Here is a 16,986-nt window from a genome sequence, read left to right on the forward strand (position 1 = left end):
TACCATTGTTTTTGGAATGTACGCAAAAAAACTGCTACAAATTGAATTGTAACAGAATCAGAAGTTGAAATTTTTATTTTGATGACCATTCCATGTATCAGAGATGATACGCTGCAAATTTTTCTCAGCATATAAGCCTAATTCTTGCTGTATTTTTTGCAGATTTGCAATGAATACAGGTGTATCTTCTATACGGCTCTCTGACTTAGTAATCGTCTCTTTTTCTTTCGTTTCCTTTACCGAGTAACCTTGCCCATTTCCTAAATTATAAATTTTAAAAGACTGCTCATTTTTTACAACCGTTTCTATTGCTAACGAATAGGCGTTCACTAGATCTTCCACTTGTATATCCGAAGCATTTAAATAGCGCAGCACAATACAGTTCATCTTATAGGCCATAGTATAATCCTGCAAAATTTGTTCACTAAAATATTTAGACCTTGCATATGGATTCGTCGTCTCGATATAGCTTTTCTCATGCAAAGGCTCTGTTAAAGCTGTAGACGAGTAGACAATATTTTTAACATGATGTTCCCGCATTATTTTCAGCAACACTAACGTTGCAGTTACATTGTTTTCATAATAAAGTTGCGGATTTTCATGGGATTCAACTTCCAGACCTGCTGCTGCCAAATGCACAACAGTCTTAATTGGGAAAAGAGAAAAGACCTGCGTTAAACGCTTTTCATCTGCTATGTCCCCTTCAATAAAGATCGCCTGTTCATTCACTGCTTCACGACAACCTGTCGATAAATTATCGTACACAACAACCCGTTCTGACTCGACTAAGCGATTTACAACATGACTCCCAATATAGCCTGCTCCCCCAACGACTAAAATCATCGTGCATTACCCCTTTCTATTCAAGAGTGAATAAATCTATTTGTATGGTAATGATGTCCTCCCCATGATGCATCTAGGTATTTGTATATTAATTTGATCCCCCTTAAAGTGGGGTTGATTAGCAAGTAACCCCTATCAAGCCTTAACTTTACGTACTAACCGGAAAAATGTCGGATATACTCTTAATCTCACTAACGGCTTCATCATCCGGTGTTTCCACGGTAACTGAGAGAAATTTTTGCTCTCTCTTATAATTTGCCGTTCCAGAGATTTTAATTGCCTTGTGTTCGAAGTGGTCAATAATACATAATGATAGCGGTGAATATACAGCCGTAAATTTAGCGCTTCTATTACATTTCGATATTGTCTTTTATCAAAAAACTGCTTTAGTTGAGCGTACGTTTGCTCATGTGATTGTGCAATGGACGGGTTGTAGATTTTAGCAGGTCTACCCTCGCTTTGTACAAAGTTATACTGCGGCTCATTGACAATCGCAATTTTTTTCGCAAACGATAAATAACGGGCAACAAACCCTACATCCTCAAAGAAGGTGCGATTTTCAAAATACAGTTCCTCATCGTGAATGATTTTCCGTAAAAACAGCTTATTCCACGCCACCGTATATGCTTCATTATGCTTTGCCAAAAAATAATCTACCGGATTCGTTTTAGACAATAACGCTTCATTGATTTTATAATGCTTTTTGCGGTTCGTTTCCGGCCAATATTTCGTATAGCCGCATAAGACGAAATCTGCATATTTTTGCTCCGCCCGCTCGACAAGCTTTTCATACATTCTATATTCTACGAAATCGTTCCCGTCAACAAAGGCAATGTATTTTCCTTTGGCCTCTTTTATCCCCTCATTGCGTGCTTCACTTAAACCGAGTTGATCAGAATCAATGAGGCGAAAACGGTCATCCTCTTTTACAAACTCTTCACAAAGACGGACTGTGTTATCGGTAAAAGCATGTTTAACAATAAGCACTTCTATCGCTTGCAAAGATTGGTTTTGCAAGCTATGGAGACACGGTTTTATAGAGCCCTCCATACTATGGGCAGCGACAATTATTGATACAATTGGTATCATGTAAAATCCTCCTTGCAAATTAAAGTAATGAAATAATTTAGAGCATCGTTACGATTTTGACCGAGCAATTGAAATAGGTTGTTTACGTTTTCCGATATTCAACTCAAGCCATTGCCCAAGTTCTCGGTTCGCCTGCTCATGAATATCGATATTCAGGCAGGCATCAGGTGTAAAGCTCAGCTTATTAAAATAAATTTTCTCATCCACGATATTCAAATCGACACGGACATACGTAAATGGTTTACTTAGCTTTTTAGCAATTGCCAGTAGATCTTCCAGCTGTTTTGGCTTAGATTCTGAAATCTCATAAGGAAGCTTTTTCTCAATATATCCCGTATCTTCCCAATCGGGTGTCAGCATAACCGATTGCTCATTTCGTGTATTACGTTTTAATGCAAGTTCAATAATTTTAGGTTCTCCATGGAAGCAATGTATTTTGTATGCATTGGAAATGTCGCTTCTTGAAGGCTCTATATATTTCTCAATAATAATTCTCGGTTTAATCTTTAAATAATGAGGTTCCGCATTAATAAGTGCATAGTTCGTCGCCATCATTTCCGCTAATTGTAACCTCGTTTTTTGGTAGTCCAATTCTCTTTTATTCTCGCAAACAATTGTAAACCCAGAGCCATGCGTGCATTTCATAACGAATTTCCTTGGTAATTGCTCAAAAATAATATCCTCTATTTCTTCAAAAATACCGATAATCGGTACTAATAAATGGCTATATCCGAGTGCAATCATATATTCTCGCATCTTCACTTTATCCGTAAACCTCACTTTGAACTCTACATCCTCAAACAATTTAAGCCACATAAGCTTCTCACTGAAAGTTTGCGGATTGTCCAAATTCAAACTATGTTTAAACGTTTTCCAGAACAGCAGTTTACTTGCAAAGACCGGGGATAATTTCACAATCTGCGCAAAAGTAAAACGCTTTGCTTTTAAAGTTGTTTGCATTAACTAACCTCCTCTTTCACATTACTAATAGTCTTCAAAGATTAGTGGAATGAAAGTGAGTGTGAATAATAATGCAGATGTAGTGCAGTTAAATTTATATTGATCGCTTAAAATATTGCTGTTAATAGATTATAAAAATAAATTTAATGATTACAGAAAATACCATAACTTTCTTTTTTAATATTATAGTCACGAGTGATTTAATATATACCTAATATTGTAAGATTTCTCTCTATTAATTATTGAAATGCCAAATAGCACCCGCCTGATAGAAGACGGGGGCTACTCTATATTTTTTAATTGTCGATTTCACTCGAAATACCATTTCTACTGAAGGTTTTGATAAAAATGGACAGCATTCGTCAGTACGTTATTTTTTATTGGAAATCCAAAAATAATGTAGAATGATGTCATCAACATATTTTAAATAAGTCGTTTTTTGTTTTAAAAATTCACGAAAAATAGAGTATACTACATATAAGTATTATGTAAACTAACTTTCTCTATGAGCAATAATTAATTATTTTAAAAAAATTTTCTTTAACAAATTTCAACCTCATTTCAACCTCATTTCTTCAGTGCAAAAAAACCTCTTCCATCAACCTGTTTTAATCCTCTCAACAACGAACCATTTTTGTCCCTTCACATGAGCACAAAAAAGTCCGCTCAAAAAGATTTAATTATTTTTTTAATTATTTTTAAAAAGATATATTGTTGCGTTAAAACGCAACTGCGTGTTTTTTTTCTCTGTGCATTTCATAATCGGATCTCCCCAAAAAATTATTTTCAATTTGTATGTCCCTTTTTTTGATTTTGGAAGCCATATATAGGGCAAGACAGAATTCAAAGGATGGAGGTTGCAACATGCAATTATTAGAGAATGGTAGACAGCTATTTTTATCACAGGATTTAGCGGTACGTATCGGTATTGTGTTGGCGCTATTCCTTCAGCATCTGTATTACCGATTACAAACGCAAGATGTGGTGAAGGACGGAACATTTGGTACCGGCAAACTTATCAAGGGTGAGCAAAGCAATGCTCATTTATGGATGCAAAAGACCATATCCGACTGTATAGCTGATATAAGTTTGCTACAATATGATTTCTTTCTCTTTACTACAAAATTAGAGAAACTATCCTCTACAGCTCCGTAATATTAATGATAATAGTGACTTTTATCAATTTTTTAATTATTTAATATTGCTCCATAAATATTCGCTTTAGAAGCTATTAACATATCTTTCGCTTAAAGTATATTATCTTTCTCAGCTTCTTCTGAATTAATAATTAAAAGAGTGCCTTCACATTATTGTTTCGCCCAATTAAGAATTGCTTTGTGATCTGTTCCAATAGTTTTAGCAATTTCGTGTGAACTTTCATTGCCTTTTATGTATCGGAAGACTGCTTGTAGTTTTTCTTCTAATGTAAATTTAGCCATATAAAAACTACTCCTCCAAATGAAAGAGGTGTCTGACATTTGGGGAGCAGTTCAATAGCAGGGGGGTTCATTTCCATAAAAAAACTGTAGAAAAACTCAAGTTCTTTGAGTTTTTCTACAGTCTAAATTTAATTATAAATATCCAGTAGTTTTAGATTACTTCGCGTATTCCACCGAACGTGTTTCACGGATAACCGTTACTTTAATATGCCCTGGATAATCGAGTTCTTCTTCAATACGTTTGCGAATATCACGCGCTAAACGATGTGACGCAAGATCATCAATCTTTTCCGGTTGTACAATAATGCGTACTTCACGGCCTGCTTGAATCGCAAACGATTTTTCAACGCCATCATAGCTTTCCGAAATTTCTTCAAGCTTTTCAAGTCGGCGAATATAGTTTTCAAGTGTTTCACTACGTGCACCTGGGCGAGCGGCTGATAATGCATCGGCTGCTGCTACAAGTACTGCAATGACAGAAGTAGCTTCAGTATCACCATGGTGAGAAGCAATTGAGTTAATAACAACTGGGTGCTCTTTATACTTAGTTGCTAGTTCCACACCAATTTCTACGTGGCTTCCTTCAACTTCGTGGTCAATTGCTTTCCCGATATCATGCAGTAAACCTGCACGACGCGCTAATGTCACATCTTCGCCTAATTCAGCAGCAAGTAATCCTGCTAAGTGGGCTACTTCGATTGAGTGTTTCAATACATTTTGACCATAGCTTGTACGGTATTTCATACGACCAAGGATTTTCATTAAATCTGGATGCAGGTTGTGAATACCTACTTCAAATGTTGTCTGTTCCCCTGTTTCGCGGATTTGTTCATCCACTTCACGGCGGGATTTTTCAACCATTTCTTCAATACGTGCCGGGTGAATACGACCATCTTGAACTAGTTTTTCCAGTGCAAGGCGTGCTGTTTCACGGCGGATTGGATCAAAGCCAGATAGAATAACTGCTTCAGGTGTATCATCAATAATTAAATCAATACCAGTTAGCGTTTCCAGTGTTCGAATGTTACGACCTTCACGACCTATGATGCGACCTTTCATCTCATCATTTGGTAAATTTACAACGGACACTGTTGTTTCTGCAACATGGTCAGCTGCAAAGCGTTGTAGTGCAAGTGATAATATTTCGCGAGCTTTTTTGTCTGAATCTTCTTTCGCACGTGTTTCCGCTTCTTTTGTCATGACTGCAATATCCGTTGAAAGTTCATTTTCAACTTCTTGCAAAATAACCTCTTTTGCTTCTTCACGTGTCAGAGCTGCAATACGCTCAAGCTCTGTTTTTTGACTTGCAACAAGTTCTTCTACTTTGCTTTCCATCTGTTCAATATGCTGTTGTCTGCTTGCCAGAGCTTCTTCTTTACGCTCTAGGCTCGTCTCTCTTTTATTCAGAGCATCATCTTTGCGGTCAAGATTTTCTTCTCTTTGCAATAAACGGTTCTCTTGTTTCTGAAGCTCGCCACGACGGTCTCGAATGTCGTTTTCTGCTTCAGAACGAAATTTGTGAGTTTCATCCTTTGCTTCAAGTAGTGCTTCCTTTTTAAGAGCATCTGCTTCGCGTTTCGCATCTTCTACGATTTGCTCAGCTACATGCTTTGCACCAGTGACTTTTGATTCATTCACGTTTTTCATGTAAAAATAGATAACAGCAACACCGACAGCGAATCCTAGCAAAGCAGGGAGAATCATTTCCATAATACTAATCCCTCCTAAGCTGATATGTCTGATGTTCTTCTAGTCGGCTATATATGTTTTCGAATTTTCAAACATATTGCCTATTTCATTTCAAAATTTAGAAATTATACATTTTAATTGTATAGTTCATAATTAGGTATGTCAAGAATAGCCATGGTTAAAGGGGTTTTTATATTTTTAGGATTGGGTTGTTTCAGAGCATGCCGCGTCGAGGTGGAAAGTACTTGTTTATTGCGGTGGCACACGGCGACTGGGTTGGCAGGATTTTCTAATAAATCTTTAAAAGTTCTAATATATTTTTATTTGTGCTAATAAACTTTCGATTTTCTAATATATCCCAAACTTTTTTAGATATCTTTATCTTAAAGTGTCTCTTAAGACGTGTCCATTTTTCATACTAACCTCACTTTTGCTAATAAGTGAACCCCATTTTCCAATATCCCCATCTGATTTTCTAATATCAGGTGGAGATTTTCGAATAAAGAAAACAATTGTTCTAATAAAATCCCCGAAAGCATTCCCCAACGGTTTCCCCAGAGCAAAGTCAGACCAAGTTTCTAATATCCACCTCTAAACTTCTAATCTAACGCAAAGTTCTTCTAATAAATTTACACGCCGCACACTCCACATGACTAAATGAAGTCATTCAACCGCCCCAGCCCATGCACTCCCCCCTACCAAAAACAAAAACCCAAGCAAGAACACTCGCTTGGGTTCGCAAATATTATTTTTCTTCTTCAAATAATTCCAGTTCATCGATTTCTTCTTCTGCTGTGTCATTGGCACCGATTGTATAGCCAAGCTCGCCGATTCCGAAATGTTGACGGATTTTTTCTGTTACATCCTCTTTAATTGCAGGGTTTTCTTTTAAGAATTGTTTTACGTTTTCACGGCCTTGGCCAATTCGTTCATTATTATATGAATACCATGAACCGCTCTTTTGGATAATATCCAGTTCTGCACCGATGTCGACGATTTCACCTTCTTTTGAAATCCCTTCACCGTACATAATGTCTACTTCTGCTGTACGGAATGGTGGAGCTACTTTATTTTTAACAACTTTGATTTTCGTTTTGTTACCGATAATTTCTGTACCTTGCTTAATCGCTTCACCGCGACGTACTTCTAAACGGATAGAAGAGTAGAATTTAAGGGCACGTCCACCTGTTGTTGTTTCCGGATTACCGAACATAACTCCGATTTTTTCACGAACTTGGTTGATGAAAATAGCAAGCGTATTTGATTTGTTGATAACACCTGATAATTTACGTAATGCCTGAGACATTAAACGAGCTTGAAGACCCATGTGCGAGTCACCCATTTCGCCTTCAATCTCTGCTTTTGGTACTAATGCTGCTACAGAGTCGATTACGATAATATCAATCGCACCAGAACGTACTAATGCTTCCGCGATTTCAAGTGCTTGTTCACCTGTATCCGGCTGTGATAATAGTAACTCATCTATATTAACGCCTAATTTTTGTGCATATACCGGGTCAAGTGCGTGCTCAGCATCGATAAATGCTGCTGTACCGCCATTTGCCTGTATTTCTGCGATGGCATGTAATGTAACTGTTGTTTTACCAGATGATTCTGGTCCGTATACTTCTACAATACGTCCACGTGGGTAGCCGCCTATACCTAATGCTGCATCAATTGCGATAGAGCCTGATGAAGTTGTCTCCATATGTCGGTTGGAATTTTCACCTAACTTCATGACAGAACCTTTACCGAATTGTTTTTCTATTTGTTTTAACGCCATGTCTAACGCTGCTTTACGATCGCTCAAACTATTTCCTCCTTAAGAAAAAAGCTTTATTTAACTTATGTCTCTATTATACTTGCTAATGAGATAACATTCAAGAAAAAAGCGAACATATTTTCGCTTTTTCTTAGAAATCTTCTGAATGCCTTATTTCCCGCTTCCAAATCTACATTTTTCCACTAAAGCTTAAACTAGATTAGCTTTTTATAACCTAGTTTAGCCAGTTCCCTCATTAAATAGCTAAATGTAAATTTAACGGCCCTGATTCGATTCGTGTTTCGGGACCCTGTTAGCTGCAAACGATATGTGAAAGGCTCATGGTCGCCGATACTAATTCCTACCCAAATGGCTCCTGCAGGTAGACCGTCATGACTGCCTGGTCCTGCTGCGCCTGTTAACCCTATACCGATATCTGTATGGAATTTTTCTCGAACTTTCGTAGCCATTGCAGCTGCACATTCACTGCTTACAATGCCATATTCTTCGATAAGATCCGCGGAAATGCCGAGCTGTTCTATTTTTGTTTCCTTCGTATACGTCACAACGCCGCCAATTAATGCAGAGGCGACACCAGGGACCTCTGCCAGCTCTGACTGGAACAGACCGGCAGTTAAACTTTCTGCGGCAGAAATCGTTAATTCATTTTCCAATAACATTTGGACAAGATTAAAGCCTAGTGATTCATCATTAACCCCGTAAAAATACTCTCCGACGATATCCAAAATTTCACGTTTCTTTAATTCAATTAAGCGAAATGCCTGCTGTTCATTTTGCGCTTTCGCTGTAATTCGCAGTGTCACTTCCCCATCTGAAGCAAGCGGTGCAACAGTTGGGTTCGTTTGTTCATCCAATATATTCTCAATACGATCTTCCAGTTCTGCTTCCCCAATGCCATAAAAACGCAGTACATGCGATAAAATAACGCCACCATCATGTAAAAGTGCGGCTAACTTCGGTTTCGTTTCATATTGGAACATTGGCTCCAGCTCTTTAGGCGGTCCTGGCAGCAAAATATAAATGCGGTCATTAGCGGATAAGAACATGCCCGGTGCCATGCCATGCTGATTCAGTAGCACATCGGAGCCTTCCAATACAAGCGCCTGTTTCCGGTTGTTTTCTGTCATTGGACGTTTTTGTTTCGAAAAGAACTCTTCAATCGCATAGAGTGCCGTCTCATCAAATACTAAATTTCGATCTAAATGCTTTGCAATTGTTTCCTTCGTTAAATCATCCTTTGTCGGTCCTAAACCGCCGGAGAAAATAATCAGGTCTGCACGCTGCTCTGCAATATGGATTGCCTCGAGAAGCCGCGCCTCATTGTCCCCTACAACGGTATGATAATAAACATTAATCCCAAGCTCAGATAGCTGGCTTGAAATAAATTTTGCATTCGTATTGGCAATTTGTCCCAATAACAATTCCGACCCTACCGCAATAATTTCTGCATTCATTCAAAGACCCCCTTATATAAAGAAAAACTAGATTAGAAAAACATCATCCTGTACAAACGTGCGGGAATTTGTTTTATCTTAATGGATTCATAATACTACTATTCCTATCCATAAAGAAAATCTAACCTAGTTTTTTGAAATTTATTTATTTTATTTCGAATCCAACAGTACACGACGGTTAATGTAGAAATAATCCCATCCGGACCATACTGTAAAGATAAGGGCAACATAGAGCATAATCATATCAAATGGTATGCCAACTAAAGTAAAAATTGTGTTGTGTAAAATCAATGCGGAGATTGCGACAATTTGGGCCCAAGTTTTAATTTTACCGAGCTGATTTGCGGCCACCACTTCACCTTGACCGGCCAAAATCAGTCGTAAGCCTGTTACTGCAAACTCACGCGAAATGATGATAATGACAATCCAGGCAGGCGCTAATTCGATTTCCACCAATAATATAAAAGCAGCTGAAACGAGCAGTTTATCTGCAAGCGGGTCCAAAAACTTCCCTAAATTCGTCACTAAATTATATTTACGGGCATAATAGCCATCTACCCAATCCGTTGCTGAAGCGAAAATAAAAATCAGTGCGCCTACAAAATAGTTCACTTGCATTTCCGCGCCAAACAGCGTCATATTCCCCCAACCAAAATCAAACATCATTACAATCACAAATACTGGGATTAATAAAATGCGGGAGACTGTTATCTTATTTGGAATGTTCATTTGTTAACACCTTTCATCGAAAGAAAAGAGCCATCTTAATAGATGACTACTCCCCTTGTTGTTCATTCACTAATTTTAATATGACATTTTGCGTCATACGATCTTGTGCATATATTAATTCTACATCATTTATATATACTTTAGCCACTTTTGAATTTCCTAAACGAATTCTTGCATATCCATCTGCCGTCGAATCATTTTCAGCAATTTCCCCTGCTTTGTATACACGTGCAGGAATTTGCTCCTGGCGTTGTTCATTACGAATGCCAACCCAAGTTTCGCCCGACACTTCAACTCGAACATTCAATGTATCTGTTCCAGTCACTTCAAATGTTGTATCTTCTCCAGAAACAACTCCTGAGCTAATTGTTTGTGCAGGTTCAGGTTCTTCTTCAACCGGTTCTTCTACTGGTTCTTCATCTTCTTCGTTGTTTTCCTCTGTATCTTCTACAGGTTTAGTCGGTGCTGAGTTTGGATTTTGTTCATATTCAATCGGTTTATTCTCATCTTCTACTATATCTGGAACACTACCTATTTTTTTCATAGAAAGTGTAGTAATCACAATGATTATAACAATCGCAAATAATGCTACTATTATTTTAGGCATTGTTTCCATCATCTTATTACTTGATGTTGCCTTCATTGAACGGCGACTTGGACTTTGTGAAAAAGACTGTGCTACCTCTTCTTTCTGAATCTCCGGAATATCTTTGCGATACTCGGTTAAAGTTTCATCCGCATCCAATCCAACAGCCTCTGCATACTGCTTAATAAAAGCTCGTACATAAAATGAACCCGGCATAATCGCATAATTGCCTTCTTCTATTCCAATTAAATACCGCTTTTGAATTTTCGTGATATTTTGTAAATCTTCTAAACTATAGCCTCTAGCTAATCTCGCTTCTTTCAAGCGAGCTCCTAGTTCTGTCAAAAAAAACACCTACTTTTAATATATTGAACTAATTAATTCATAATAAAATGAATTACTATTTTTCTAAAATTCAAACCCTCCAAAATGATCCGTACTTGATAACATATTATTCTTTTCAATAATTTCATAAGTAATTTCTTCGTCCGGATCGTGACGTAATTCAATAATGTAATCGAAATCTTCTATTTTATATGATGAATGCTGTACGAAAAGATCTGGATGTTCAATTACTTTAATCGTCGGCATTCCCATGATTTCTCGAACTAATTGCTGGTGTCGTTCGTCAGTTGTACGACGCGTAACAGCACCATCTAAAATAAATATATTATTCCCATTAAACTCATCGCCCATTAAAGCATTTCGGACAGTTTGTTTAATCATTGTAGAAGAAATGAAAATCCATCTCTTATTGGCACAGACACTTGCAGCAACAATCGACTCTGTCTTTCCTACACGAGGCATTCCACGAATCCCAATTAATTTATGACCATCCTTCTTAAATAATTCCGCCATAAAATCAACTAAAATCCCTAATTCATCCCGGACAAATCGGAATGTATTCCTTTCATCGGCATCCCGTGGAATATAGTACCCATGGCGAACTGCAAGCCGGTCCCGCAACTTTGGTTCACGAAATCTAGTCACATTAATATTTTCCATTGTGGAAACGATCGAGATAAACCGTTGAATTGATTCTTCGTTTTCAGTAGACAGCAACATACCGCGATGCCCTTCATCCACACCGTTAATCGAGACAATATTAACACGAAGCATCCCTAGTAGCGAAGCGATATCGCCTAATAAACCTGGTCGATTCACTTGAATTTCGTATTCAAAATACCATTCGCCCATTTTTTATCTGTCCCCTCGTAATAGAAACGTTTTTATTTCTTATAAGTTCCATCATAGCGGATTTTGTACCTATTGAAAAGTTAGAAACCCACGTTTTTCTTAGATTTCTTGAAATTATTTTAGAAAAACCTCTTGCAAAAATTTAAAGACCGAAAAAAATGCCGCTCACAGATTTTGTGAGTGACATCTTTTTCAAAATTCAATTAATGTGTTGGTTTATTTTGAACAAGTTTCATGATACAGCTAGCAATTGCTTGCTTTTCATCTTTCTCAGCAACTGACCATAAATCTGATAATACACGCTCTTGCTCATTTTGTGGGTCAACGTTTTTCGCAAGATACTCACCAATCTGAACTGCTGCCTTCTCAATCATTTTCGTAGGCATACCGCTTTCTTTTGCGTCAGATACTTGTTTACCTAAAAAGCTTGTCCATTGCTCCCAGTTTTGTAAAATTCCCATATGTTTTTCCCCTCCTCTCGCACAAATAGTATGTGCAAGTATCGGGAAATTATATGTACCATCCACCATTAATCCGAATTATTTGTCCGGTTACATAATCTGCCTGACCGCTTAAATAAAAGGCCGCCATATTTGCAATATCACGAACTTCTCCAAATGTTTGCAAAGGAATTTGACTTTCAATTTCAGCCCGCTCTTCGGTACTGAACTTTGCATTCATATTCGTATCAATAATGCCTGGAGCAATCGCATTAACGCGAATGCCATTATACGCAACTTCTTGAGCATAGGCTTTAACGAAACTATGCTGGGCACCTTTCACTGCGGAATAGGCAACTTCCCCGGCAGCACCAACATCGCCCCATATAGAGCCGATGACAAGCACATAACTGACTTTATTGGCACGCAGTTTACTTGCCAGTAACGCTGTTGTACGCATTGGATTTTGCACGTGGACATGCCATAGCTTCGTCATTTCCTGTGCAGGTGTATTTTCCAATAAGTCATAAAACGCATGACCATTTGCAAATACTATTGCTTGCAATGAAAAAATTTGTGCCGCAATTTGTTCGGCCCCGGTGTCACTGCTGAAATCTGCTTTTACTGGCATAAACTCCTGATTCGGGTACTTTTCAATAAAAGTATGGAGCATACCGTCAATGACAGTATGCCCAGTGTGGTAATGCAGATAGAGTGACCAGCCATCCTGTGCCAATTGCTGACAAATTGCTTGCCCAATCGCACCGGATGCACCGCACACTAATGCAAATTTTTTCATTTTTTATCGCGCTCACTAATCGGTAAAATCGTAAACACTGTTTGTTGATCATCACCTTGTATTGTTTCAAATGCTTTTGCAATATCTTCTACATTAATCGTTTCAAGTACCGGCACAACATCAAACAAGTTCATATCATTAAATTTATAACGTGTAAACTGGTTGGCGATAAACTCGATTGAATTCAGTGCGCGCAGGAAGAATCCAATTTTTTTACGTTTAATTCGCTCTACATCTTCTGTCGTGAATAAGTTTTCACCTTCAGCCTGTGCCAGCTTCTCTTTAATCAAGTTAACAAGCTGCTCCGGCTGTTCTGTATCCGATCCAATTAACGCAAAGCCAAAGCCGCTTTCCAATGTAAAATCATATCCATACGACTCATCAATCAGGCCCTCTTCATATACATCTGTATAAAACGAAGAAGCACGCCCGAATAAGCATTCTACGGCAATTTGTACGGCAAGTTCATGCTTGAGCATTTCTTCGCCGCTCAGGTCGACTTGTTTAGCCTTTAATCCAACATAAACTTTTGGCTTTTGAACATCCATGTGAAGAACGCGTTCTGATGTTGCAACATCTGTAGGCTCTTCATCAAACATTCTCTTTATATCAGTCGGTTCCGGGAATGTCTTTTTACTTTGATTGTCTTCAATAAATGCCATCATTTCAACAGGATCTACTGCCCCGATAACGAACAGCAGCATATTCGATGGATGATAAAATGTGTTGTAGCATGTGTATAAATGCTCTGCCGTAATACCATCAATCGATTCAATCGTACCGGCGATATCAATTTTCACAGGGTGATTATGGTACATATTTTCAATAGTACCAAAATATAAACGCCAATCTGGCTGATCATCGTACATCGTAATTTCCTGTCCGATAATCCCTTTTTCCTTATTAACCGTTTCCTCAGTGAAATAAGGTTCTTGAACGAAATTCAGTAATGTCTCAGTGCTCTTGTATATATGATCTGTTGCAGAGAATAAATAAGCCGTTCTTGTAAACGATGTAAAAGCATTTGCTTGTGCTCCTACTTCACTGAACTTTTGAAATACATCACCATCTTCTTTTTCGAACATTTTATGCTCCAAAAAGTGGGCAATCCCATCTGGAACGGTAATCGGCTCCGTCTCTCCAAGCGGAACAAAAGTCCGGTCAACCGAACCATATTTAGTCGTAAACGTAACAAATGTTTTAGAAAAACCTTTTTTCGGCAAAATATATACGTCTAATCCATTATTTAGTTGCTTATAGTATAATGTTTCATCTAGTTGCTGGAATTCAATTGTCTCCATGGATTACTCCCCCTTACCGCATAAGAAATACGTTGCTTGCAATTCGATTTGCTGCGCCATTTTCTGCACATCTTCTTTTGTGACAGATTGCCAGCGCAATGTCCACGTATCTAATGTAAACGGCTCGTCTAAAGTTTTATACTGGTCAAAAATTTCAATTTGCCCACGAGGCGAATCTAATGCTTCTTTTAACTGGTTAATAAGCATTGCCTTCGTTTGCGCCAATTCTAAATCAGAAATTTCACCGTTTTGCATCGCTTTTAACTGGTCTTCAATTAAATTGCGTGCCTTCTCTTCATTTGCCGGCTCAATACCTGAAACAACAAATAATAATCCGTAGTGTGAAGCATAGGAGCTTGAGGCATAATAAGCTAAGCTTTCTTTTTCACGTACATTCATAAATAATTTTGAATGCGCATAGCCGCCGAAGATGCCGTTGAAAATTTGCATTTTCGGGAAATCTTCATCTCCGAATCGGACTGGAGTCGAGTAGCCGATATGCAGTTTCCCTTGCTTCATTTCTTGCGTTTCTTTTGTATATGGTTCAACTTTTGTCGAAGTCGTATCTTCTTTAGTCGGTTGTGGTACATTACGGTCAGCAAATGGGAAGGCTGCTTTTAACTGCTTCGTCATTTCTTGAACATTAATATCACCGACAACATAAATATCAATCACATCATTTGCGATCATCTCTTCATATGTTTTTGTAAGTGATTGTGGTGTAATCGCTTTTACCGTTTCAATTGTTCCGTTCGCAGAAATAGACGCTGCGCTATTTGGACGCATAATTTCTGTTAAACGTTTTTGTGCATAGCGTGATTTGTCATCAAAAATTGATTGGATACGTTGGATGACCATTTCTTTTTCGCGTTTTACAATGGCCTCTTTAAATACTCCGTTTTCAAAATTCGGTTTAAAGATGGCTTCCTGAATAAGGCTAATTACCTCATTTAATACATTGCCATGCGATAAGTACTGGTCATTAACCGTTTCGACATTTAATAGTACCGTATGCTCTTGACCGCGCTTTGTCGTATCAAAATACAATACCGTCCCAAAAAGGTCATCTAAATAGCTGCGGTAACTAGCCGCTGTTGGAAATTTCTCGTTACTGTGCTGTAGTACATTTGATAATACCGTACGTTCTGCCGCTGTTTCTTCATTTAATGGCGCTCTCCATTTGATCGAAAAGTTCACCGTCTTAAATTGAGCGGTTTGTCGTATATGAAGCGAAACACCTTTCGCAATTTCTGTCTTTAAAAACAAAAAAACTCCTCCTGACTACCTCTTGAATATGGATAAAATTGCTTCTTCTCTACTATACATGTGTTGCCTTCATTTATGCAAAGTTATTATACGTACTAAGTGTTCCCTAAATCGTGACAAATATGAACAAAAAGTATTAGCTATTTTAAAAAATGATTACTTTATACTTTCCGGGCAATATGTTCTACTTTTCTGTGAATAGTTTCAACTTTTGCATCAGAGCTTTCTACTTTCACACGCTATCTGGCTAATTAATTCAGCGCTTTCTACTTTCCGAGCGATTCGTTCTACTTTTCTGTGAATAGCTTCCACATTAGCCGCAAAAATTTCTACTTTCTCTTCAATCCGTTCTACTTCCTCACACTACCCGGCTAATAAATTCAGCGCTCCCACTTAATCCACAAAAAAACCGCCTGCACAAATGTTACTTTGTACAGGCAGTTATTAAAATTTATCGTTTTCCTTTAATATATGGAACTCCTGAAGCTTTTGGAGCTACTGCTTTACCGATGAATCCTGCCAACGCTAAAATTGTCAGTACATATGGTAAAACTTGCAGAATAACGGATGGAATATCCTGAACGAAAGGAATGTTACCTCCAGCGATACTCAATGTTTGGGCTAATCCGAAGAACAATGCAGCACCTAATGTACCTAGTGGATGCCATTTCCCGAAAATCATCGCAGCGATCGCAATGAAACCTTGTCCTGCTACTGTAGAACCAGAGAAATCACCAGATGCTGTCATCGCTAATGAAGCACCACCAACACCTGCTAATGCGCCGGAAATCATTACGCCGATATAACGCATTTTTGCTACGTTAATCCCCATTGTATCCGCAGCCATTGGATGTTCTCCTACCGAACGAATACGTAAACCGAATGGCATTTTGTAAAGAACAAACCATGCACCTACCGCAACAACCAATGCGATAATGGTTGTGGAATATACATTCTGGAACAATAGCGGACCTAAAAACGGTATATCTGATAAATACGGTATTTCAAAACGTTGTAATGGCGCAGAAACCATATCTGTTTGACCTTTACCATAAATTAATTTTACTAAGAATACTGTTATCGCTGCAGCAAGCATGTTCGCTGCTACACCTGTAACTGTTTGGTCTGCACGGAACGTTACAGCAGCAACGGCAATAATTAACGAGAAAATTGCTCCTGCCAATAATGCAGCTAATAAAGAGAGCCAAATGACATTTTTCCCAAAGTCAGCATAGTATTCTAAGTTTACATAAATACCTGTAAATGCACCGACAATCATTAACCCTTCAACACCAAGACCAATTACCCCAGCACGCTCCGAGAATAGAGCCCCGATACCTGTTAAAATAAGCGGTGTTGCGTATAAAAGAGCGGAAGGGACGATAAAGTATAACACTTCTAAAAAGCTCAT

Annotated in this window: 16 protein-coding genes; 1 reads left to right on the plus strand and 15 read right to left on the minus strand. The window is 38.1% G+C overall.

Features of this window, described 5'->3' with window-relative positions; translation table 11 throughout:
- Positions 1-57 precede the first annotated feature (57 nt).
- From H9635_RS01275 to H9635_RS01285, 3 genes are all read right to left on the minus strand, one after another.
- Positions 58-843, minus strand: coding sequence for an NAD-dependent epimerase/dehydratase family protein (locus H9635_RS01275; protein ID WP_191698332.1), 786 nt, complete (start codon positions 841-843; stop codon positions 58-60).
- Between the two features lie 135 nt (positions 844-978).
- Positions 979-1,932 (minus strand): glycosyltransferase family 2 protein, encoded by a 954-nt coding sequence (locus H9635_RS01280; protein WP_191698333.1) that lies wholly within the window; start codon positions 1,930-1,932, stop codon positions 979-981.
- A 48-nt stretch (positions 1,933-1,980) separates the two neighbouring features.
- Positions 1,981-2,892, minus strand: coding sequence for an ATP-grasp fold amidoligase family protein (locus H9635_RS01285; RefSeq protein WP_191698334.1), 912 nt, complete (start codon positions 2,890-2,892; stop codon positions 1,981-1,983).
- 864 nt (positions 2,893-3,756) lie between these two features.
- On the opposite strand from H9635_RS01285, the gene H9635_RS01290 reads away from it, so the two are divergent.
- Complete coding sequence (locus H9635_RS01290) at positions 3,757-4,047, plus strand: hypothetical protein (protein WP_191698335.1); 291 nt, start codon at positions 3,757-3,759, stop codon at positions 4,045-4,047.
- A 152-nt stretch (positions 4,048-4,199) separates the two neighbouring features.
- On the opposite strand, the gene H9635_RS01295 is transcribed toward H9635_RS01290, so the two are convergent.
- The 12 genes from H9635_RS01295 to H9635_RS01350 all read right to left on the minus strand — a co-directional run bounded on the left by H9635_RS01295 (position 4,200) and on the right by H9635_RS01350 (position 16,986).
- The gene (locus tag H9635_RS01295) at positions 4,200-4,331 is read right to left on the minus strand and encodes a transposase (RefSeq protein WP_191698336.1); all 132 of its coding nucleotides are present in this window, start codon (positions 4,329-4,331) and stop codon (positions 4,200-4,202) included.
- 156 nt (positions 4,332-4,487) lie between these two features.
- Complete coding sequence (gene rny / locus H9635_RS01300) at positions 4,488-6,041, minus strand: ribonuclease Y (RefSeq protein WP_191698337.1); 1,554 nt, start codon at positions 6,039-6,041, stop codon at positions 4,488-4,490.
- A 724-nt stretch (positions 6,042-6,765) separates the two neighbouring features.
- A complete protein-coding gene (recA, locus tag H9635_RS01305; RefSeq protein WP_191698338.1) occupies positions 6,766-7,830 on the minus strand; it encodes a recombinase RecA in 1,065 nt (354 codons plus the stop codon).
- Positions 7,831-7,997: 167 nt separating this feature from the next.
- Positions 7,998-9,257, minus strand: coding sequence for a competence/damage-inducible protein A (locus tag H9635_RS01310; protein WP_191698339.1), 1,260 nt, complete (start codon positions 9,255-9,257; stop codon positions 7,998-8,000).
- A 150-nt stretch (positions 9,258-9,407) separates the two neighbouring features.
- Entirely contained in the window at positions 9,408-9,986 is a 579-nt protein-coding gene (gene pgsA / locus H9635_RS01315; RefSeq protein ID WP_191698340.1) for a CDP-diacylglycerol--glycerol-3-phosphate 3-phosphatidyltransferase, read from the minus strand.
- A 46-nt stretch (positions 9,987-10,032) separates the two neighbouring features.
- Entirely contained in the window at positions 10,033-10,926 is an 894-nt protein-coding gene (locus tag H9635_RS01320; RefSeq protein WP_318245166.1) for a helix-turn-helix domain-containing protein, read from the minus strand.
- 54 nt (positions 10,927-10,980) lie between these two features.
- Positions 10,981-11,769, minus strand: coding sequence for a DUF3388 domain-containing protein (locus tag H9635_RS01325; RefSeq protein WP_191698342.1), 789 nt, complete (start codon positions 11,767-11,769; stop codon positions 10,981-10,983).
- A 203-nt stretch (positions 11,770-11,972) separates the two neighbouring features.
- Positions 11,973-12,230: a DUF3243 domain-containing protein gene (locus H9635_RS01330; protein WP_191698343.1), complete on the minus strand. Its 258-nt coding sequence runs from the start codon at positions 12,228-12,230 to the stop codon at positions 11,973-11,975.
- Between the two features lie 49 nt (positions 12,231-12,279).
- Positions 12,280-13,008 (minus strand): elongation factor P 5-aminopentanone reductase, encoded by a 729-nt coding sequence (gene ymfI, locus H9635_RS01335; RefSeq protein WP_191698344.1) that lies wholly within the window; start codon positions 13,006-13,008, stop codon positions 12,280-12,282.
- Entirely contained in the window at positions 13,005-14,309 is a 1,305-nt protein-coding gene (yfmH, locus tag H9635_RS01340; protein ID WP_191698345.1) for an EF-P 5-aminopentanol modification-associated protein YfmH, read from the minus strand. Before yfmH ends, ymfI begins: the two co-directional genes overlap by 4 nt.
- 3 nt (positions 14,310-14,312) lie before the next feature.
- Complete coding sequence (yfmF, locus tag H9635_RS01345; RefSeq protein WP_191698346.1) at positions 14,313-15,575, minus strand: EF-P 5-aminopentanol modification-associated protein YfmF; 1,263 nt, start codon at positions 15,573-15,575, stop codon at positions 14,313-14,315.
- Between the two features lie 451 nt (positions 15,576-16,026).
- On the minus strand, positions 16,027-16,986 hold the full coding sequence (locus H9635_RS01350) for an ABC transporter permease (protein WP_191698347.1): 960 nt from the start codon (positions 16,984-16,986) through the stop codon (positions 16,027-16,029).

This window comes from Solibacillus faecavium, assembly GCF_014836905.1.
In the GTDB taxonomy this organism is placed as follows: domain Bacteria; phylum Bacillota; class Bacilli; order Bacillales_A; family Planococcaceae; genus Solibacillus; species Solibacillus faecavium.

Bases quoted from the DNA above. Each gene is read 5' to 3' on its own strand.
- H9635_RS01275 (WP_191698332.1), bottom strand. From the start codon at position 843: ATGATTTTAGTCGTTGGGGGAGCAGGCTATATTGGGAGTCATGTTGTA.
- H9635_RS01280 (WP_191698333.1), bottom strand. From the start codon at position 1,932: ATGATACCAATTGTATCAATAATTGTCGCTGCCCATAGTATGGAGGGC.
- H9635_RS01285 (WP_191698334.1), bottom strand. From the start codon at position 2,892: ATGCAAACAACTTTAAAAGCAAAGCGTTTTACTTTTGCGCAGATTGTG.
- H9635_RS01290 (WP_191698335.1), top strand. From the start codon at position 3,757: ATGCAATTATTAGAGAATGGTAGACAGCTATTTTTATCACAGGATTTA.
- H9635_RS01295 (WP_191698336.1), bottom strand. From the start codon at position 4,331: ATGGCTAAATTTACATTAGAAGAAAAACTACAAGCAGTCTTCCGATAC.
- rny (WP_191698337.1), bottom strand. From the start codon at position 6,041: ATGGAAATGATTCTCCCTGCTTTGCTAGGATTCGCTGTCGGTGTTGCT.
- H9635_RS01310 (WP_191698339.1), bottom strand. From the start codon at position 9,257: ATGAATGCAGAAATTATTGCGGTAGGGTCGGAATTGTTATTGGGACAA.
- pgsA (WP_191698340.1), bottom strand. From the start codon at position 9,986: ATGAACATTCCAAATAAGATAACAGTCTCCCGCATTTTATTAATCCCA.
- H9635_RS01325 (WP_191698342.1), bottom strand. From the start codon at position 11,769: ATGGGCGAATGGTATTTTGAATACGAAATTCAAGTGAATCGACCAGGT.
- H9635_RS01330 (WP_191698343.1), bottom strand. From the start codon at position 12,230: ATGGGAATTTTACAAAACTGGGAGCAATGGACAAGCTTTTTAGGTAAA.
- ymfI (WP_191698344.1), bottom strand. From the start codon at position 13,008: ATGAAAAAATTTGCATTAGTGTGCGGTGCATCCGGTGCGATTGGGCAA.
- yfmH (WP_191698345.1), bottom strand. From the start codon at position 14,309: ATGGAGACAATTGAATTCCAGCAACTAGATGAAACATTATACTATAAG.
- H9635_RS01350 (WP_191698347.1), bottom strand. From the start codon at position 16,986: ATGAGCTTTTTAGAAGTGTTATACTTTATCGTCCCTTCCGCTCTTTTA.